Below are 19,455 nucleotides of genomic sequence, written 5' to 3' on the forward strand. Positions count from 1 at the left end.
TGTTTTAAGGTCAAGCCATTAGCGCTGAATGGTCACGCCGGTTGCGGCCTGTAGGGCGTCAAAATCCACGCCTTCGGCGAGTTCAACCAGCTGAACGCCGTTGGCGGTGATGTCTAACACGCCTAAGTCGGTGATGATGCGGTTGACTACGGCCGTGCCGGTAAGGGGTAGGGTACAGTTGGGCAGGATTTTGGGTTCACCAGTTTTGGTGGTGTGCTCCATCAGCACGATGACGCGCTGTACACCGGCAACCAAATCCATCGCGCCGCCCATGCCTTTGACCATCTTGCCGGGAATCATCCAGTTGGCTAGGTCACCTTGCTCTGACACTTCCATGGCGCCTAAGATGGCTAAGTTGACGTGGCCACCGCGGATCATGCCGAACGAATCGGCGCTGGAAAAGAAGGAAGCGCCCGGACGCGCCGTCACGGTTTGTTTGCCTGCATTGATGAGGTCGGCGTCTAGCTCTTCTTCCGTTGGGAAGGCGCCAATGCCCAATAAGCCGTTTTCTGACTGGAGCCAGATGTCCATGCCATCAGGGATGTGGTTGGCCACTAGGGTGGGCAAACCAATGCCCAGATTCACGTAGAAACCATCTTCTAATTCTTGGGCGGCACGCTGTGCCATTTGTGCTTTAGTCCAGGCCATCTCAAGCTTCCTTTACGGTTAGGGTACGTTGTTCAATGCGTTTTTCAGGTTGGGCGTTGACCACCACGCGCTGCACGTAAATACCAGGTAAATGAACTTGATCCGGATCGAGTTCGCCAATTTCCACAATTTCTTCCACTTCGGCAATGGTGATTTTGCCGGCCATGGCGCACTGTGGGTTAAAGTTTTGTGCCGTTTTGCGGAAGATTAAGTTGCCAGCCTTGTCGGCCTTATAGGCTTTAACCAAAGCGATGTCGGCGGTGAGTGACTGTTCTAACACATAGTCTTTACCGTTGAATTGACGGATTTCTTTGCCTTCGGCCACTAAGGTGCCGACGCCGGTTTGGGTGTAAAACGCAGGTATGCCCGCGCCGCCCGCCCGCAGTTTTTCGGCCAGCGTGCCTTGTGGGGTCAGCTCAACGTCGAGTTCGCCGCTTAAGAATTGGCGTTCAAACTCTTTGTTTTCGCCCACATACGATGCAATCATTTTTGAAATCTGCTTGGTTTTGAGCAGTAGGCCTAAGCCAAAGTCGTCGACGCCGGCATTATTGCTGATGCAGGTTAGCTGATCCTTACCGCTGTCGCGTAAGGCCACAATTAAGGCCTCTGGGATGCCGCACAGACCAAAGCCGCCCACGGCTATGGTTTGCCCTGATTGGACGATGTCGGCCAGGGCAGTGGCCGCATCAGGGTATTGTTTGTTCATTTAGTTCTCCTCGATTGTTGTTGTTTAACCAAATAAGTAAAAGGCGCCGGCAATCAATGCACCGGCATAAAATAAAATGATCAGGCAGTAGCCCATGATGGCGCGCGCGTCTAAGCCGGCAATGCCTAAGAGCGGTAAAGCCCAGAATGGCTGGATCATATTGGTCCACGCATCGCCCCAAGCAATGGCCATGGCTGATACCGCTGGCGACACGCCTAAGGCTTGGCCAGCTGGCAGCATAATAGGGCCTTGCACCGCCCACTGGCCACCGCCAGAAGGCACGAATACGTTCACTAAACCTGCGCTTAAGAAGGCGAACACGGGGAAGGTGTCGGCCGTCGACCAAGAGATAAAGGCTTGGGTGATTTGCGAGCTTAATGACACGCCTTCGGCATTAGCGCCGCCCATGATGCCCATCACGCCGGCGTAAAACGGAAACAGCAGCACGATGCCGGCAATGCCGGTGATGCTGTCTTCAACCGCGCGCATATAGCGCTCAGGGGTTTTGTGGGCCCAGAGGCCTAAAAATAGGAATAAACCGATCACCACGTTTAGGCCCAGCGCAAAGCCATTGTGGCTGAAGTATTGGGCGTAGGCAATCAAGGCCAGCGCCAGTACCAGCCAAGCCACTAGGCGGCTGTCGTCAATTTTTTGGGCGGGGGTGGTGCGCTCAGGCAGCTGGGCTTGAGCCTGTACCATTAAGGCCGGATCCACTACGGTTGGGTTTTTGGGGTGCATGGCGCGGTTTAATAGCGGTAGGCCAATCACCAGGCCGGCAATGATGAACCAGTTCAAAGAGGTGAATAAGGTGTCGCCCGTGCTGATGGGTTCGGTGATGACGCCGCCGGAAAGCCGCATCAAGTCATCGCCGGCCGTGGCCAAGGCGAGGGGGATGGAGCCAGAGAGGCCGCCGTGCCAAATTAAAAAGCCAGAATAGGCGGAAGCCACCAGCAGCGGATAATCCACGCCTTTTACCTGACGCGCTAAGGCGCGGGCAAAAACCGCGCCGACGATCAGGCCAAAGCCCCAGTTGAGCCAGCACGCGGCTAGGGCGACTAGGGTCACGTAAATGATGGCCTGGCCCGGCGTTTTGGCCAGGCTAGCGAGCTTGTCGAGGAAGCGGTTCACGATGGGTGCCCGCGCGAGGGCGTAGCCCGTCACCAAGATCAGCGCCATTTGCATGGCAAAGTTAAACAGACTCCACAGGCCGCCATACCAGTGATTGACCATGGCGAATAGGGATTGTTGGGTAGACAACATGCCCACGACGATGACGAAAAATGTCAGCAATAGGGCAAAGATAAAGGGCGACGGCAGGTAGCGCTGTACCAGCTTAACGCTGGCCTGCGTGAGTAATGTGAACATAGTATGTCCTCTATAGGGTTCTCGTTTGTTTTTGTTGGTGTGACCACTTCTATGGAGGTCAGCAGGCCTAGCTTACGTGATAACCCTAGTAGTGTAAATGCTTTAGGCCTTTGCTGGAGCAAAGTGCGGCTGTCGCGGCCAAGAGGCAAACAAAACGCGCCGATGAGGCGCGTGGGTTAAAGCTCGGGGCGGCAACGATAGTAGATGTTGGCGCAGGCCTGAGTACAGCCGCCACAGCTGCTGCGACAGCCGCTCTGGGCTTCGGTGGCGATGACGTGGCCTTTGCGCATCCATTGGCCCACCATGGCCTGCATGGCGCTGGGCGACACGTCAAAATAGTGGGCCAGCTCATTCAGGCTGATATTGGGGTGTTGGCCAATGTGGGCCTTGATGGCGAACAGCATCAGTGACAACCGCCACCGCAGCAGTCGCCGTCGCGGGGCTTGCTGGGTTTGAGTACCGGCGTCGCGTTCAGGCGTTTACCCAGCAGACGCAGCACGGCAAAGCACAGCAACACAAAAAGAGCGATGCCAATGAGCCAAATACTGGCCTGCTGTGGTGCTAAGCTTAGGCGCGTGCTTTGATAATAGGCCGTGGCCGCCAGCCACGCCACCGTCCAGCTCCAGAGCGCCACGATTAGCGTCCATTTGCTGCCGGCTTCGCGATAAACCGCCCCCAGTGCGGCTGCGCAAGGCGTGTACAGCAGAATAAACATCAGATAGGCAATGGCAGCGGCACTACTGCCAAAGGCCAAGTGCATCTGGGTAATGGTGCGGTTGTCGATCTCATTTTCATCCATAACGGTCGCTAGGTCGCCGTCGGCCATTTGCTGGTTAATGCCTAAGGGATCGGCCAGATTGTGGATGACGGTGCTGAGGTTTTCGGGCACGGAAGCCCACGCGGCGCGCACGCCGGCCATGAGGTCGTAGTCTGAATCGCCATTGTCGGCTGCGTCGCTGCCCATTTGGCTGTACAGGGCATTAAGGGTGCCGATGACGGCCTCTTTGGCAAAAATGCCGGTGAAAATACCCACCGTGGCTGGCCAGTTGTCTTGGTCTACGCCCATGGGGCTAAATGCAGGGGTTAATCCCTTGCCGATATTGGCCAGCACCGAGCGGTCAGTGTTTTCATTGCCAAAAGAGCCGTCGCTACCGAGCGAATTCAACAGGCTTAGGCCTACGACCATGATGACGATGGCCTTACCCGCCTGCAGGATAAAGCTTTTGAGGCGCGACCAGGTCAGCATGGCGATGTTGCGTGCCGTGGGCAGGCGATAGGCAGGCAGCTCCATAATGAAGGGCGTGTTGCCGCCTGGCAAAATAGAGTGTTTGAGCATCAGGCCAGTGATGATGGCCACCAAAATGCCCAGTAGATACAACAGGAACACCACGTTCTGGCCGTTCCTAGGGAAAAAGGCCGCCGCAAATAGGGCGTACACCGGTAGTCGTGCCCCGCACGACATATACGGGATCATCATGATGGCCATGAGGCGATCGCGCGGGCTTTCTAAGGTGCGGGTGCCCATGATGGCGGGCACGTTGCAGCCAAAGCCAACCAGCATGGGGACAAAGGCTTTGCCTGGCAGGCCAATGGTGCGCATGCCGCGATCGACCACCATGGCGGCACGCGCCAAATAGCCTGAGTCTTCCATGAAGGAAAGGCAGAGGAACATGGCCGCAATCACGGGAATAAACGAGGCCACGGTTTGGATGCCGGTGCCCACACCGTTGGCCAAGATGGTGATCAGCCAGGCGGGTGCGTGTAGCTGCTGTAATAAATAGGTGCTGCCGTCGACCAGTACAGTCGCCGCCAAAATGTCGAAAAAGTCGATGAAGGCCGAGCCGATGTTGATGGCCAATAAGAACATGAGGTACATCGCCAGTAGAAAAAACGGCAGGCCGGTGAGTCGGCCCAGAGCGAGGGCGTCGATGCGTTCGGTCAGGCTGGCGCTGGCCGCACGCGGTTGGCTGATGACGCTGCGGGTCAGGGCATCAATACAGTCGTAGCGGCTGCTGGCCAAGGCCATATCGAGGTCTTCTGATTGGGGCTGTAGGGCGCTGGCGATGCGTTTGAGATCGGCCTGTTCCGCTGGGGGGGCGTGCTCTGGCTGCAATAAAGCGTCGAGCAGCTGCCAGCGAGAATACTGTTTGATCGGGCTGTTGTCGGCCAAGTTAGCCCGAGCAAGGTCAAGGGCAGCGCTTTGGGCTGGGCTTAAGGTGTTGAGCAGCGGCTGCGGCGGCGTGGGTTCGGCCAAGGCTTGGTTGATTAAATCTTTGAGCGCTGTTAATCCCACGCTTTTATTGGCGCAGATGCCGATGACGGGACAGCCAAGCTGCTGCGCCAGCGCCTTCAGATCAATCACTTCGCCGTTGCGCGCCAGAGCATCCATTAGGTTGAGCACCACCAGCATGGGGCGGCCTAGGTCGACTAATTGGGTGGTGAGATAAAGGTTGCGGTGTAAATTAGTGGCGTCGACGACGTTGACGATGAGGCTGTCTTGATCGTGCTGTACGAACTGACGCACCACCAGCTCGTCTTGGGAGACGCCGTCCTCTAGGCTTTCTAAGGCGTAGGTGCCGGGTAGGTCGACCACGTTAATGCGCTGCTGTTGATGGCGGTAGTGACCGGTTTTTTTGTCTACGGTGACGCCAGGCCAGTTGCCCACGTGCTGCTGGGCGCCGGTGAGTTTATTGAATAAGGTGGTTTTACCACTGTTAGGATTGCCGATCAGGGCAATTTGCTGCAAAGGCAGGCGTTGTGGTGTCATGATGCGGTCTCGGGTTGGACCATGATGGTGGCGGCCTCGCTTAGGCGTAGGCACAGCTTAAAGCCACGAATGCGAATTTCTAATGGATCGCCTAATGGCGCCAGGCGTACGGCAGTGACCTCTTGGCCAGGAATGATGCCCATGGCCAAGAGTTTGCGTCGAAACGGTGCCGCCGCCGCGGTGAGGCTGGTGATTCGGGCGCTGTGGCCCAGCGGAAGTTGAGCGAGGGAGCAAGGAGGCATAGAGATTCGCTGTCGAATGGTCACGACGATGATTGAGGAATATAAATGATAGTAATAACTGTTTCTATCATCAGCGCTAAGGCGGTATTGGCTGATGTGGATCAAGGCTTAAGCGCGAATTCGTGGCATTTGTGCGACAGATAAAAAACGGCCCGCTAAAGGCGGGCCGTTGAGTAAGCTCGATGACGCTTATTGAGGCTTGCGGAATGAGTCGTGACAAGCTTTACAGGTCGCGCCCACGTTGCCGTATGCCACTTTAATTTGGTCTAGATCGCCGGTTTGGGCGGTATCGTTTAGGGTCGCCACGGCGTTGTGGAAGTTGTCTTCAGCTTGTTTAAAGCCTGCTGCATCGGTCCAAACGTTTGGCAAGGCGTCGCCATCTTTACCTTCACCGTCAGATTCAAAGTGTTGGAACGGCACTTGGCTTTCGGTAGCAAACCCAGCTGCGGCTTGTTTAAAGGCTTCAACGTCATAGTCTACGTCGCCTTTAACCATTTTGCCCATGGTTGAGAAGTTAGGCATCATGCTTTTAAAAGCTGTAGAGCGGGCTTCAGAGTTAGGGCCTTTTTCGGCTGGAGGCGTTGATTGGCCGCAGGCGGCAAGCAAAGTAAGGGCAGCAGTAACCGCCAACAGGGTTTTTTTCATGGTGGGTTCCTTTAAATATTAATCAGACAAACTCAATTGGTTTGTTGTGTTTTCATGCAAACTTAAATCATAATCTGCCGCAGCCACCCGCATGATGGTTTATGTTGGGGCCGTCTGTTTGGCATTATTCTACTATGGATATGACAAAATTCAATCGTTTTACGCTTTAATTCCGTCTATTAACCTTGGTTAATAGCATTATGTCATTTTAATGGCAATTAATAAAGCGTAGCGAAATACGGCTTAAGTGCTTGTGATTTTTTCTGTTATATTATAACATCCATTTATTCGCGAAGATTAAAGGAGTTGATGTGCACTTAACTCAATACAGAACCCAAGTGCTGCTGAGCTGTCAGCAGAACAAAGCGTTGGTGACGCCGCTACGAGAAACGGTCTTGGATTTGATTCTCAACCGTACTGGCGTGGTCAAAGCCTATGACGTGTTGGCCGAGATGCAGAAAATGCGCGGCAATGTGGCGCCGCCGACGGTGTACCGAGCCCTAGATTTTTGGGCCGATCAAGGCGTGCTGCATAAGGTGGCGGCGGTCAACGGCTATATTTTATGCCAAAACCTGCACGATCATGAGGCGCACCACCACGCGCTGATTTTATTGTGTAATGAGTGTGGTGAAGTAAAAGAAGTAGTGGCGGGGCCACAGTGGCAGGCGTTTAAAGCCGGCGTGGCCGATCAAGGCTTTGTGCTTGCCGATGAACATATGGTGTTAACGGGGATGTGTCAGCAATGTCAACGAACAAAACAATAGCGCATTTGTTTTCAGGCTTCTTAGGGGTGGGTAAAACCAGTGCCATCAAAAGCCTGATGGCGCAAAAAGACCCAAATGAAAAATGGGCCATCATCGTCAATGAGTTTGGCGAAATTGGCATCGATGGTGCGGTGTTGAGCGACGACGGCATTCCCGTTGCCGAAGTGTCTGGCGGCTGCTTGTGCTGTGTGGCTGGGCCACAAATGTCCAGCACCGTCACCAAAATCATGCGCGACTATCAGCCCGATCGGCTGTTGATTGAAGCCAGTGGCCTAGCCCATGCCGCCAGCGTCATCGACGAATTAAACGCCAAGCCTTTGAGCGACTTAGTCAGCGTCGGTGCCGTGTTTACCGTGGTGGATCCGCGCCAGTTTGTAGCCGATCAATACGCCAAACAAACGCTGTATAAGGATCAGGTCAGCGTGGCCGACGTATTGGTAGCGAGTAAAATCGATTTATGCGATGAGGCCACTTTAGCTGAGTTTCGTCAGCGTGCGGCCAAGCTGTTCCCACCGAAGGCCTTGGTGGCCGAAGTCACAGACGCCGAACTTGATTTGGCTTGGCTGGATACACCGGTCATTGAAAAAAGCCGCTACCGCTTACAGGCGCTGTCTGATAACGACTTAGGCTATCAGTCGCAGGGCTTTACCTTTGCCGCCGAACTGAATTTTGATGGCGAGCGGCTGACCAACTTTTTTAATGATTTACCGCAGTTGAGCACCGGGCTGGTGCGGGCTAAGGGTGTATTTCGGGTGTTGGATACGTGGGTGTGGCTGAACTGGGTCGATGGCCAATGGGGCGCGACTCAGGTGTCTTGGCGCCGCGACAGCCGCTTTGAGCTGATTGCGACGAGCTTTGACGCCGATAAAATTGAACAACTATTACAGGCAGCTTTAGAAAAATAATGAATTCTTTATTGTTACGCAGTGCCGTTTTTAGGCTGGGCTTGGCCTTAGGGCTAGTGGCCAGCGTGTGGCTGGTGTTTCTGTGGGCGGTGCGCTGATGCCGATTATTGTCAATAACGCGACGGTTAGCTATCAGCGTCATCCGGCTATTCACCACGTCGACGTGACCTTCCGCGAGCATGAAGCCTGCGCGATTTTTGGCCCTAACGGTGCCGGTAAATCGACGCTGTTGAAGGCCATTATGGGTTTGTTGCACTGTGACACCGGCACCGTGGTTTGGGACGGCTTAAAACGGCAGGACTTGGCTTATCTGCCGCAGCAGTGCGACGTCGACCGCAGCCAGGCGATGAGCGTGTTTGAACTGGCCGCCATGGGCTTATGGTATGAAATTGGTTTTTTTGGCGGCGTGAGCCAAGCGCAGCGCGCACGGGTGAGTGAAGCTTTGGAGCAAGTGGGCATGCTGGCGTTTAAAGACCGCGCCATCGCCCAGTTGTCTAATGGCCAGTTTCAGCGGGTGCTGTTTGCCCGCATGCTGGTGCAAGACGCACAGTTTTTGCTCTTAGATGAGCCTTTTAATGCGATTGACGCTAAAACCACACAGGATTTATTGGTGGTTTTGCAAGGCTGTTTGGCGCGCGGTAAGGCCGTGGTGGCGGTGCTGCACGATGTGGCGCAAGTGCAAGACTACTTTCCTCGTACGGTGTTGATTGCGCGTGAAAAGATTGCCGAAGGCCCAACTAATGAGGTGATGCAGCCAGAATGGTTGCGTAAGGCTAGCCATAAAATGAACCATTGGCAACAAGACGGCAGCTGGTGTGCCGTTGATTAAGAACAACCCACAAAGAACCCTATGAGTGATTTATATACTTTATTGATTGAACCCTTTGTCGAATTCAGCTTTATGCGTTTCGCCTTGGTGTCTAGTTTTTGTTTAGCCTTAAGCAGTGCCCCCATCGGGGTGTTTTTGGTGATGCGACGCATGAGCTTAATGGGTGATGCCATGAGCCATGCGGTCCTGCCCGGTGCCGCCATTGGCTATATGGTGGCGGGCCTAAGCCTGCCAGCGATGAGTTTAGGCGGCTTTGTGGCGGGGGTATTGATGGCCTTATTTGCTGGCCTCGCCAGCCGCTTCACCAGCTTGAAAGAGGACGCCAACTTCGCTGCTTTTTACCTCAGTAGTTTGGCCCTAGGGGTGTTGCTGGTGAGCGTTAACGGCAGCAGCGTGGATTTATTACACCTTTTATTTGGTTCAGTTTTAGCGGTGGATGAGCCAGCCCTAGTGCTGGTGGCCAGCGTCACCACCGTCACGGTATTGGCCTTGGCCATCATGTATCGGCCGTTGATGATGGAGAGCATCGATCCAACGTTTTTGCGAGCCGTCAACGGTAAGGGCGGGTTGTGGTACGGCGCCTTCCTCGTGCTGGTGGTGATTAATCTGGTTGCGGGCTTTCAGGCCTTAGGCACCTTAATGTCGGTGGGCTTGATGATGGTGCCGGCGATCAGCGCCCGCCTGTGGGCCAACAGCATGGGCAAGGTGCTCAGCATTGCTTGCTTGATTGCCTTTGTGTGTGGCTATGGCGGCCTGTTGCTGTCGTTTTATATAGAAGTGCCATCAGGCCCAGCGATTATTTTGCTGTGTGGCTTGGTGTATCTGCTGTCGGTGATTTTTGGGGTTCACGGCGGCGTTGTGGCCAGGCTTTGGCGCAGTAAACATCGCGTGGCTTAATGAAGACAATTCAGCGTAAGGGGATAGGGACATTATGAGCATCAAAACATTCACGGTTCATACCGCCGTGGCAGCCTGTTTAGGCTTTGCTGGGGTGGCTGTGGCCGCACCGCTGCCAGTGGTGAGCAGCTTCAGTATTTTGGGCGACGTAGCCAAACAGGTGGGTGGTGAGCGCGTGACCGTCACCAATTTAGTCGGACCAGACCAAGACGCCCACGTTTATCAGCTGACGCCTAAGGACATTCGTACCCTAGGCCAGGCCAAGCTGGTGTTGCTCAATGGTTTGGGTTTTGAGGGCGCACAGCTAGAACGCGTGGTGAAGCAGGGCACGGCACCGTATGCGATGGTGACCAAGGGCATTAAGGCTTTGGCAGCAAACGAGCACGATGATCATGATCACGGCCACGGTGAGCCAGGGCATCATCATGGCGGTTTGGATCCACACGTGTGGCATGATCCAGTGTTGATGCAGGCCTATGCCGCCAACGTGGCCAAGGCCTTAACCTATGCCGATCCACAGGGCAAAGCCTATTATCAGCAACGCCTCAGCGCTTATCAAAATCGTTTGAAAGAGCTAAATATTTGGGCCGCTGCCCAGTTCAAGCCGATTCCGGTCGCTCAGCGTAAAGTCTTGACTGCTCATGGTGCTTTTGCCTATTTAGGCCAGCGCTATCAGATTCAGTTTGTGGCGCCTCAGGGGGTGAGCACCGAAAGCGAGGCCTCTGCTCGTACCGTGGCCAACATCATTCGGCAGGTAAAGCAAGACCACATTAAGGCGGTGTTTGTGGAAAACATTAAAGACAAACGCTTGATTGAGCGCCTAGCTAAGGAAACCGGCGTGAAGGTGCAGGGCGCTCTGTATTCAGATGCCTTAAGCGGCCCGAAAGGCCCAGCGGCCACCTATATTGATTTGATTCGTCACAATGTGAGCCTTTTAGCTAAAGGCCTAAAATAGCGGCCATTGATACAGGCCCATGCTGTGGCCTTGCCACAGCGCCACCGCAACCACCAAAAAGCCGACGCCCAAGCGTACGGCTTTTTTTTGTAATAGGCTTTTGAGCTGGGCGGCGAAGACGCCTAAAACCAAAAGATTGGGCAAGGTGCCAAGGGCAAACGCCAGCATATAGGCGCCGCCCTTGAGGGCGCTGCCGCTGCTCATGGCGTAAATCGAGGCGGTATACACCAGACCACAGGGCAGCCAGCCCCACAACATGCCCACGCCAAAGCAGGCCGGTGCACTTTTGATCGGCAGCAGCTGGTTTAAGAGGGGGTTGAGACGTCGCCAAATCGGCTTGCCGATGCCTTCGATGCGGGTGACTAAATGCGACAGGCCTGCAAGGTAAAGGCCCAGCAGGATTAAAAACAGATTGGCCAGCAGCAGCAAGACGTGCTGCGGGCCTTGGGTGTCGGCGAGGCTTAGGCCGGCCTGACTGAGGGCGCCTACCAACACGCCGATGACCACATAGGACAGAATGCGGCCTAGGTTTAATAAGAGGATGAGGGTGAAGCGATTGAGGTTGGGCGGCAGCTGCAGGGCAAAGGCGCTGGAGAGGCCGCCGCACATGCCGACGCAGTGACCTCCGCCAAGAAAGCCAATTAAAAAGAGGGCCAAGAAAGAAATGTCCGCCATGATGTTTGGGTCGCCGTCGCCGATAATCCTCTATTATAAAGCTTAAGTCGCAGCCGCGCAGGAGGCTGTTGCATTAAAGCCAATCGCGCAGGCGGTAATAGCTCATGGCGGCGACCTGGGTGGGCATGCGCAGCCAGCGCCCGCCGGGAAAATCGCGGTGTTTAATGGCCTCAAAGCGTTTGAGACGAGTGTCATCGCCCAGGATGGCTTCGGCGATGACTTTGCCTGCTAGCCCGGTCAAGGCCACGCCGTGGCCGGAAAAGCCTTGGGCAAAATACACATTGGGCGCCAGCCTGCCCCAGTGTGGGGCGCGGTTCATGGTGATGTCGACGTGGCCACCCCAGGCGTAGTCTATGGCGACGCTGCGCAGCTGTGGAAATACTCTGAGCATGTCGGCGCGCATGCTTTGGGCCAGCTGTCGCGGCGGCAGGCCAGAATAGCTGACCTTACCGCCGAACAGCAGGCGGGTGTCGGCGCTGAGGCGGTAGTAATCCAGCACAAACTGGCTGTCGCACACCGCCATGTGATTGTCGATCAGTCGCGCGGCACGGTCGCCTAAAGGCTCGGTGGCAATCATATAGGTGCCAACAGGCAGAATCTTCTTGCTTAAGGCCTGAGCTTGTGGCGTTTTGAGCTGGGACACAAAGGCATTGCTGGCGAACACCACGTCGGTGGCGTTGACTTGGCCGTGAGGCGTGCGCACGATGGCGCCATCGTCTTGAGCATACACATCGATGACGGGGCTGTTTTCGAACAGCACAGCGCCGTGGCTGCTGGCGGCACGGGCGAGGCCGAGGCAATAGTTCAGCGGATGTAGGTGGCCAGAGGTGGTGTCGTAAATGCCGCCCTGATAGCGGCCAGAGTTTAAATGCTGCTGTAGCTGATGTTTGTCCCAAATTTGGTAGCCATCATAGCCGTATTGCTGCCGCATTTTGGCGACGTGAGCCTGCAGTGCCTGCTGCTGTTGTGGCTTGACCGCGACGGTGGCGTAGCCGCGGGTCCAGTCGCAGTCGATGGCGTAGTCACGCACGTGGGCGTCCACGATGTCGACGGCCTCTAAAGACATGTCCCAAAAGTCTTGTGCCGCGCTGGCGCCGAGCTGGCGTTCAAACTCATCCAGTTCACAGGCATAGCCGCTGATGACTTGGCCGCCGTTGCGCCCAGAAGCACCAAAGCCAATGTGGGCACCTTCGAGCAAAATGACATTCTTACCGGCTTTGGCTAAATTCAGCGCTGTGCTGATGCCGGTAAAGCCGCCGCCGATGACGCATACGTCGGCGTGCTGATGGCCGCTGAAGCTGGGGTAGAAGTGGGCTTCGGTACGGCTATTAGCGTAAAAAGAACCCGGATGGTTCTGGTAGGCGAACGACAGCATGACAATCCTTTCAGAGCAAAATCAGGGCATAAAAAAGCGAGCCGGGTGGCTCGCTGATTGAGGCTAGCCACTTTAAGGCTTTAAGGCGGCCTCGGCGGCGCTGGCCTGTTTCATGGCTTGGGCGGCTTCACGATCCCGCTTCACGTGATTTTTCATCATAAAGTAATTCAGTAAAATCACGCAAGTGCCGATCACGCCAATCATGATGGTGGCCAAAGCGTTCATCTGTGGGTCTAGCCCCAGCTTGATCTTGGAGAAAATCACCTGCGGTAGGGTGGATGAACCCGGGCCGGACAGGAATGAGGTAATCACCAAGTCATCTAAGGATAGGGTGATGGCCAATAAAAAACCTGACGCAATCGCGGGCGCAATCAAGGGTAGGGTGATCACAAAGAAGATTTTCAGCGGCCGCGCGCCTAAATCCATGGCGGCGTCTTCTAGCGACTGATCTAGCTCCATTAGACGTGAGCGAATCACCACCGTTACGTAAGCCAAGCACAGCGTGGTGTGGCCGAGCCAAATGGTGAAAAAGCCACGGTCAAAATACATGAAGTTCAAGAGTTCGCTGTTTTGTAAAAACATCTGTACTTGAATGATGAGCAGCAGCATCGACAGGCCGGTGATCACGTCGGGCATCACCATCGGTGCCGACACCATGCCGGCAAACAGAGTACTGCCTTTAAAGCGCTTGATGCGCGCTAAAGCAAAGCCCGATAGCGTGCCCAAAATCACCGCGGCAAAAGCAGACGCCAGAGCCAGCTTAATCGACAGCCACGCCGCTTCCAAAATCTGGCTGTTGTTGGCCAGGCGGCCATACCAGCTAGTGGAGAACCCGCCCCAAACCGTCACCAGCTGGGAGCTATTAAAGGAGTAGATCACCAAGCTGATCAGGGGAATGTATAAAAACAGCAGGCCAAGAATCAGCATGACTCTTAAAAACCAGGATGAGCGATTATTGTTCATTGCGCTTCCCTTCTAACTCACGGGTTTCATAACGATGGAATAGGGCCATGGGAATCACCAGCAAAATGACCATGATGACGGCGATGGCAGATGCCAACGGCCAGTTGTTTTGGTCAAAGAAGGCCTGCCACAACACTTTACCAATCATCAATTCACTCGGACCACCCACCAGTTCAGGGATCACGTATTCGCCCACAGAAGGAATAAACACCATCATCGAGCCAGCAATGATGCCAACCTTAGATAAGGGTAGGGTAATGGTCATAAAGGCCTTGATCGGGCCGGCACCTAGGTCGCTAGCGGCTTCCAAGAGGCGGTGATCCATTTTTAATAGCTGGGCGTAAATCGGCAAAATCATAAACGGCAGATAGGCGTACACCATCACCAGCTGGAGTGAGAATGAGTTGTAGAACAGCTGTAGTGGCTGGTCGATGAGGCCAATGCTCATTAAAGCATTGTTGACCAAGCCATTTTGGCCCAATAGGCCCATCCAAGCGTATACCCGCAATAAAAACGAGGTCCAGAAGGGCAACATCACCAATAATAACAAGCCATTACGGTATTCTGCTTTGGCGCGGGTGATGGCGTAAGCCATCGGGTAGCCCAATAAAAAGCACCATACAGTGGTGAGGAAGGCGATTTTAATCGACGACCAATAGGTTAATAGATAGATGTTGCCGCCGCCATTTTCAGCAAACGGATTGACGATGCGCGCCAAGGTTTGCCAAAAATCGGTGAAAATATCCACATAATTATAGTAATTCAGCGAGATCGCTAGGCTCCCGATGTCGGCGTCGTTGACGAACAGCGGCGTATACGGTGGGATGTTCAGCTCTTGATCAGCAAAGCTGATCTTGAGCACGATGGCGAACGGCACCAAAAACAGCAGCAACAGCCACACGTAGGGAATGCCGTAGACCATGCCACGCCCTAGGTGCAGTTTTTTAGGTTTCCATTTGGCTAGTTTCATCAATGCCACCCCTTATTGAGTCAACACAATGGGTAAGCTGGCGCGCCAGCTGATGTGTACGGTTTCTTCCCAAGTGGGTGGGGTTTCGTCGAGTAAATACCAGCGCGACGACACCACCGAGCTTTTGATGATGCGCCCGTTCGGTAGCTGAACGTGGTAAATGGCCGAGCTGCCTAAATAGGCGATCTCTTTCACCACGCCTTGGGCATAGTTATAGCGGGTGTCTTGCGGCGGCTCTTTTTCCAGACGCACGTCTTCAGGGCGCACGCTGACCCAGCGCTCTTGGCCGACCGCGCCGCTAAGGCCGTGTGGCAGCATGATGAGGCTGTCGAAGTCGGGGCTTTTGATTTCCACTCTATCGGCTTCTTCCAATACAATCTCGCCAGAAATAATATTGGTTTCGCCGATGAACTCTGCGGTAAAGCGGCTAGAAGGAAAGTCGTAGATCTCGTTGGGCGTGCCCACTTGCATCAACTGGCCTTCTGACATGATCGCAATACGAGTGGCCATGGTCATGGCCTCTTCTTGGTCGTGGGTGACCATGATGCAGGTCACGCCTACTTTTTCTAAGGTGTTCACCAGTTCAAACTGGGTTTGCTGGCGCAGTTTTTTGTCTAGGGCGCCCAGCGGCTCGTCTAAAAGCAGGAGTTTTGGGCGTTTGGCCAGGCTGCGGGCGAGGGCCACGCGCTGCTGCTGACCACCAGAGAGTTGGTGTGGCTTACGCTTGGCAAACTTAGACATTTGCACCAGCTTCAACATTTCTTCAACGCGGGCGTTGATGTCGGCTTTGCTTAACTTATCTTGAATCAGGCCAAAGGCCACGTTTTGTTCCACCGTCATGTGCGGGAATAAGGCATAGCTTTGAAACATCATGTTGATTGGGCGATCATAAGGCGCCAATTTGGTGATGTCTTGCCCATCTAAAATGATTTTGCCGGCGGTAGGGGTTTCCATGCCAGCGAGCATGCGCAACAAGGTCGATTTGCCACAGCCAGAACTGCCCAAAAGGGCAAAAATTTCATTTTTTTCAATGTTCAGGTCTATGTGATCGACGGCATAATTATCGCCAAATTGCTTGACGATCCCTTGAATTTGCAAGTAAGACGTGTTGCTATTTGCTTTATTTACCTGTTGGGTCATGGTGGGCAAACTCCATAAAGGGTGCTTGTTAAAACAAGCTAATTATCTATTCTGAGTGGGGTGGCTTCTTTTTAAGGTAAGTTAATACGACCGCTCAACCGGTGCATATAAAAATGCAAGGGGCGATTGTATGCGAACACACCTAGGCTCGCAATGAAAATCATCGCCCAATCATTAAGTTCTGGATTCTGGCTTAAACGACGTCCTATGGCCGTTTAGGTGTTGATTACCTTAACATACCCCCTCTTAAAAAAGGAGGGCTTTGTCGGCTTATTTACCTTCTGTCATGTCAGAAAGCCATAAAACAAGGGCTTGGGGCGTGTACGGGTTTAAGTCGTTTGGGTGTTTGCTTAGCTGTAGCTTGGTTTAAAATCGATTCGTCATGGCATAATTGTGTTTCATTTAGGTGACGAACGCTTTTTTTTGCTGCTCAAATTTGAGCGGAGTATGGCTCTGAATACGCCATCTCGGTGCTGAAAGTGCGCCATAAAAGCGACAAAATCCCAAAATAATCGTGTTACACTGTCTGCCGGCTCGGGTGCCGCCCTAGGCACAAGCCCATCATAATAACGACAGCAGTCAAATTCAGGAGACAGTATGGGACAGCGTTTGCCAATTTCAGTGGCACACATCACATCCGCTTTGGTGGCCTTATTGGTTGGTTACGGCAGTTCAGCCGTGGTGGTGTATCAAGCAGCCACCGTGTTTAACCCCAGCAATGCCGAGTTGGCCTCGTGGTTTTGGGCTTTGGCGATTGCCTGTGGGGTCGGCAGCATTGCGCTTTCTTTAAAGTATAAGGCGCCGATTTTGCTGGCCTGGTCGACGCCCGGCGCGGCATTGATTTTCGCCAGTGTGTCGGGCGTGTCGATGTCGGCAGCCATTGGGGCGTTTATGTTTGCCGCTGGGCTGATGGTGCTGTTTGGGGTAACGGGCCTCTTTGACTGGGTGACCAAAAACATTCCTTCTAGTTTGGCCGCGGCCATGCTCAGCGGTGTGTTGCTGAAGTTTGGTACCGACATCTTTTTGGCCATGCAAGAGCAGGCGATTATGGTGTGCCTGATGCTGGTGGTGTTTTTGCTGAGTAAAATTCGGCTGCCGCGCTACAGCATTATTTTGATGATGGCCACTGGCTTGATTTATGTGTCGGTGATGGGCCTCTTTAAGCCCAGTAATATTGATTGGGGTTTGAGCCTACCAGTGTTAATGATGCCTAGCTTTGATCTGCAAGCCATGATCAGCGTGGGTTTGCCTTTGTTTATTGTGACCATGGCTACTCAAAACATTCCGGGTATCGCCATTTTGCGTAGCCACGGCTATGATGCGCCGGCTTCTCCTTTGATTACCAAGGTAGGCTTGTTGAGTCTGGTGCTGGCGCCGTTTGGCAGCTTTATGGTGAATTTGGCCGCGATCACCGCCGCGATTTGTATGGGGCCAGATGTGGATAAAGACCCGTCTAAGCGCTATATGGCGGCGGTTTGGGCCGGTGCTGGCTACATTGTCTTGGCGTTTTTAGGCGGCAGCGTGGTGTCGCTATTCGCCACCATGCCACCGATTTTGATCATGGCTTTAGCAGGCTTGGCGTTGTTGGGCACGATTGGTGCCAACTTAAGCACCGCCATGGCCGATCATCAAAACCTAGACGCCGTGGTGTTGACGGTATTGATGACTGCCTCAGGCGTGTCATTTTTTGACATCGGTAGCGCCTTTTGGGGGCTGCTGCTGGGTCTGACGGTGTTTCACGGTAACCGCTATTTGCGTCGTCGTCGCCGCGAAGATTAAGCGCATCAGCCCAATAAAAAACCCGCCTCGGCGGGTTTTTTATTGGGCTTTGGGAGGAGTGTTGAGGAGGGGTTGAAACGAGAAAAAGCCCCAGAGGATACTCTGGGGCTTGTGAGGGTGCTGGCATTAAGCCTGAGGCTGTTTGGCGTCTTCTTCGTCACGCAGCGCCCGACGCAGAATTTTACCCACGTTGGTCTTAGGCAATTCGTCGCGAAACTCAATCAGCTTCGGTACTTTGTAAGCGGTTAAGTTTTCACGGCAGAAGGCGATGATCTCTTCGGCTTTGAGTGCCGGATTTTTGGACACGATGAAGAGTTTTAAGGCTTCACCAGAGCGCGGATGAGCCACGCCGATACAGGCAACTTCGAGTACGTCAGGGTGGGCTGCGACCACGTCTTCGACTTCGTTGGGGTAGACGTTAAAGCCCGACACCACAATCATGTCTTTCTTACGATCGACGAGCTTCACAAAGCCTTCCGCATCAATGCAGGCAATGTCACCGGTTGCTAAAAAGTGCTGAGCGTCTAAGGATTGAGCCGTGTCTTCTGGACGGTTCCAGTATTCACGCATTACTTGAGGGCCTTGAATCCAAAGCTCACCGGCTTCGCCAATGCCGACTTCTTTGCCTTCGTTGTCGCGAATGCTCACCACGGTGCTGGGAATAGGAAGGCCGATGTAGCCGATTTTATTGCCTGACCCTAATGGGTTGATACAGGCCGCTGGGCTGGTTTCGGTCAGGCCATAGGCTTCTACTAAGGGAATGCCGGTGACCTTAACCCATTTTTCGGCCACGGCGCGCTGTACCGCCATGCCGCCACCGAGGGCGAAGCGCCAGCTGCTGAAGTCGACGCTGGCAAAGTCAGGGTTGTTGAGTAGGCCGTTAAATAAGGTGTTCACCCCAGTTAAAATGGTGACTTTGTGCTGGCGTAACTCTTTCACAAAGCCTGGCATGTCGCGCGGATTGGTGATTAAAACGTTGACGCCGCCAAACATGGTGAAGGTCATCAGGTTGGCGGTCAGCGAAAAGATGTGATAAAGCGGTAGGGCCGTGATCACCACTTCTTCACCGTCGCGGATGTCGCGGCCGATCCATTCGGAAACCTGCAGCATATTGGCGACAATATTGCCGTGGGTGAGCACTGCACCCTTGGCCACGCCGGTGGTGCCGCCAGTGTATTGCAAGAAGGCAATGTCGTCGTGGGTTAGGCTAGGCACCACTTTAGGCAGGCTTTTGCCTTGGTTTAGGGTGTCATTAAACTTAATCAGATGGGGAATGCGGTAGTTGGGCACCATTTTTTTGATGTGGCGCACCACAAAATTAGCGATGACGCCTTTAAAGCCTAGCAGGTCACCAATGCTGGCCACGATTACATTTTTAACCGGGGTACGAGACAAGACCTGCTCAAGCGTGTTGGCAAAGTTTTCCAGCACAATGATGGTGGTGGCGCCGCTGTCTTTTAGCTGGTGTTCTAATTCGCGCGGTGTGTATAAGGGGTTGACGTTCACCACGACTAATTCGGCTTTTAAAATACCAAAGACGGCGATGGGGTATTGCAACACGTTCGGCATCATGACGGCCACGCGTTCGCCTTTAGCGAGTTTCAGCTTATGGCGTAGGAAGCTGGCAAAGTGATCCACTTGTTCGCTGGCCTGTTGGTAGGTCAGGGTTTTGCCCATATTGTGGTAGGCAGGCCGATTGGCGAATTTTTTGACGCTGGCGTCAAATACATCGGCAATCGATTGATAGCGAGACATATCAACTTCTGCATTAACCCCTTGCTGGTAACTCTTTAACCAAATCTTCTCCATAAGGTACTCCTAGCGCTATGA

The 19,455-nt window shown here is 53.8% G+C and carries 19 protein-coding genes; 6 read left to right on the forward strand and 13 right to left on the reverse strand.

Features of this window, described 5'->3' with window-relative positions:
• Positions 1 to 18 precede the first annotated feature (18 nt).
• From AB8Q18_02135 to AB8Q18_02165, 7 genes are all read right to left on the reverse strand, one after another.
• Positions 19 to 648 (reverse strand): CoA transferase subunit B, encoded by a 630-nt coding sequence (locus AB8Q18_02135; GenBank protein XDZ51868.1) that lies wholly within the window; start codon positions 646 to 648, stop codon positions 19 to 21.
• 1 nt (position 649) lies between these two features.
• Positions 650 to 1,354, reverse strand: coding sequence for a CoA transferase subunit A (locus tag AB8Q18_02140; GenBank protein ID XDZ51869.1), 705 nt, complete (start codon positions 1,352 to 1,354; stop codon positions 650 to 652).
• Positions 1,355 to 1,378: 24 nt separating this feature from the next.
• On the reverse strand, positions 1,379 to 2,719 hold the full coding sequence (locus tag AB8Q18_02145; GenBank protein XDZ51870.1) for a short-chain fatty acid transporter: 1,341 nt from the start codon (positions 2,717 to 2,719) through the stop codon (positions 1,379 to 1,381).
• Positions 2,720 to 2,895: 176 nt separating this feature from the next.
• A complete protein-coding gene (locus tag AB8Q18_02150; GenBank protein XDZ51871.1) occupies positions 2,896 to 3,123 on the reverse strand; it encodes a FeoC-like transcriptional regulator in 228 nt (75 codons plus the stop codon).
• On the reverse strand, positions 3,123 to 5,486 hold the full coding sequence (feoB, locus tag AB8Q18_02155) for a Fe(2+) transporter permease subunit FeoB (protein XDZ51872.1): 2,364 nt from the start codon (positions 5,484 to 5,486) through the stop codon (positions 3,123 to 3,125). Before feoB ends, AB8Q18_02150 begins: the two co-directional genes overlap by 1 nt.
• Positions 5,483 to 5,728, reverse strand: coding sequence for a ferrous iron transport protein A (locus AB8Q18_02160; protein ID XDZ51873.1), 246 nt, complete (start codon positions 5,726 to 5,728; stop codon positions 5,483 to 5,485). Before AB8Q18_02160 ends, feoB begins: the two co-directional genes overlap by 4 nt.
• 189 nt (positions 5,729 to 5,917) lie before the next feature.
• Positions 5,918 to 6,373, reverse strand: coding sequence for a cytochrome c (locus AB8Q18_02165; protein ID XDZ51874.1), 456 nt, complete (start codon positions 6,371 to 6,373; stop codon positions 5,918 to 5,920).
• A gap of 338 nt (positions 6,374 to 6,711) precedes the next feature.
• Between AB8Q18_02165 and AB8Q18_02170 the strand changes: the two genes are divergently transcribed.
• The 5 genes from AB8Q18_02170 to AB8Q18_02190 all read left to right on the forward strand — a co-directional run bounded on the left by AB8Q18_02170 (position 6,712) and on the right by AB8Q18_02190 (position 10,723).
• Positions 6,712 to 7,137 (forward strand): Fur family transcriptional regulator, encoded by a 426-nt coding sequence (locus AB8Q18_02170; GenBank protein XDZ52886.1) that lies wholly within the window; start codon positions 6,712 to 6,714, stop codon positions 7,135 to 7,137.
• On the forward strand, positions 7,116 to 8,042 hold the full coding sequence (locus tag AB8Q18_02175) for a GTP-binding protein (protein ID XDZ51875.1): 927 nt from the start codon (positions 7,116 to 7,118) through the stop codon (positions 8,040 to 8,042). Before AB8Q18_02170 ends, AB8Q18_02175 begins: the two co-directional genes overlap by 22 nt.
• A gap of 97 nt (positions 8,043 to 8,139) precedes the next feature.
• Complete coding sequence (locus tag AB8Q18_02180; GenBank protein ID XDZ52887.1) at positions 8,140 to 8,871, forward strand: metal ABC transporter ATP-binding protein; 732 nt, start codon at positions 8,140 to 8,142, stop codon at positions 8,869 to 8,871.
• A 21-nt stretch (positions 8,872 to 8,892) separates the two neighbouring features.
• Positions 8,893 to 9,768, forward strand: coding sequence for a metal ABC transporter permease (locus AB8Q18_02185; protein XDZ51876.1), 876 nt, complete (start codon positions 8,893 to 8,895; stop codon positions 9,766 to 9,768).
• Between the two features lie 34 nt (positions 9,769 to 9,802).
• Positions 9,803 to 10,723 (forward strand): metal ABC transporter solute-binding protein, Zn/Mn family, encoded by a 921-nt coding sequence (locus AB8Q18_02190; GenBank protein ID XDZ51877.1) that lies wholly within the window; start codon positions 9,803 to 9,805, stop codon positions 10,721 to 10,723.
• Here the strand turns inward: AB8Q18_02190 and AB8Q18_02195 are convergent.
• From AB8Q18_02195 to AB8Q18_02215, 5 genes are all read right to left on the reverse strand, one after another.
• Positions 10,715 to 11,401, reverse strand: coding sequence for a sulfite exporter TauE/SafE family protein (locus AB8Q18_02195; protein XDZ52888.1), 687 nt, complete (start codon positions 11,399 to 11,401; stop codon positions 10,715 to 10,717). The genes AB8Q18_02190 and AB8Q18_02195 overlap by 9 nt on opposite strands.
• Before the next feature lie 70 nt (positions 11,402 to 11,471).
• On the reverse strand, positions 11,472 to 12,773 hold the full coding sequence (locus tag AB8Q18_02200) for an NAD(P)/FAD-dependent oxidoreductase (protein XDZ51878.1): 1,302 nt from the start codon (positions 12,771 to 12,773) through the stop codon (positions 11,472 to 11,474).
• 72 nt (positions 12,774 to 12,845) lie between these two features.
• Positions 12,846 to 13,736 carry an ABC transporter permease subunit gene (locus AB8Q18_02205; GenBank protein XDZ51879.1) on the reverse strand — a complete coding sequence of 297 codons (891 nt, stop codon included), beginning with the start codon at positions 13,734 to 13,736 and terminating at the stop codon, positions 12,846 to 12,848.
• Positions 13,726 to 14,706 (reverse strand): ABC transporter permease subunit, encoded by a 981-nt coding sequence (locus tag AB8Q18_02210; GenBank protein XDZ51880.1) that lies wholly within the window; start codon positions 14,704 to 14,706, stop codon positions 13,726 to 13,728. Before AB8Q18_02210 ends, AB8Q18_02205 begins: the two co-directional genes overlap by 11 nt.
• A gap of 12 nt (positions 14,707 to 14,718) precedes the next feature.
• The gene (locus AB8Q18_02215; protein ID XDZ51881.1) at positions 14,719 to 15,846 is read right to left on the reverse strand and encodes an ABC transporter ATP-binding protein; all 1,128 of its coding nucleotides are present in this window, start codon (positions 15,844 to 15,846) and stop codon (positions 14,719 to 14,721) included.
• Between the two features lie 597 nt (positions 15,847 to 16,443).
• Here AB8Q18_02215 and AB8Q18_02220 point away from each other — a divergent pair.
• A complete protein-coding gene (locus AB8Q18_02220; protein XDZ51882.1) occupies positions 16,444 to 17,625 on the forward strand; it encodes a benzoate/H(+) symporter BenE family transporter in 1,182 nt (393 codons plus the stop codon).
• 126 nt (positions 17,626 to 17,751) lie between these two features.
• On the opposite strand, the gene AB8Q18_02225 is transcribed toward AB8Q18_02220, so the two are convergent.
• Positions 17,752 to 19,434 (reverse strand): AMP-binding protein, encoded by a 1,683-nt coding sequence (locus tag AB8Q18_02225; GenBank protein XDZ51883.1) that lies wholly within the window; start codon positions 19,432 to 19,434, stop codon positions 17,752 to 17,754.
• Between the last annotated feature and the right edge of the window lie 21 nt (positions 19,435 to 19,455).

The organism is Neisseriaceae bacterium CLB008 (assembly GCA_041228285.1).
Classification (GTDB): Bacteria; Pseudomonadota; Gammaproteobacteria; order Burkholderiales; family Neisseriaceae; genus JAGNPU01.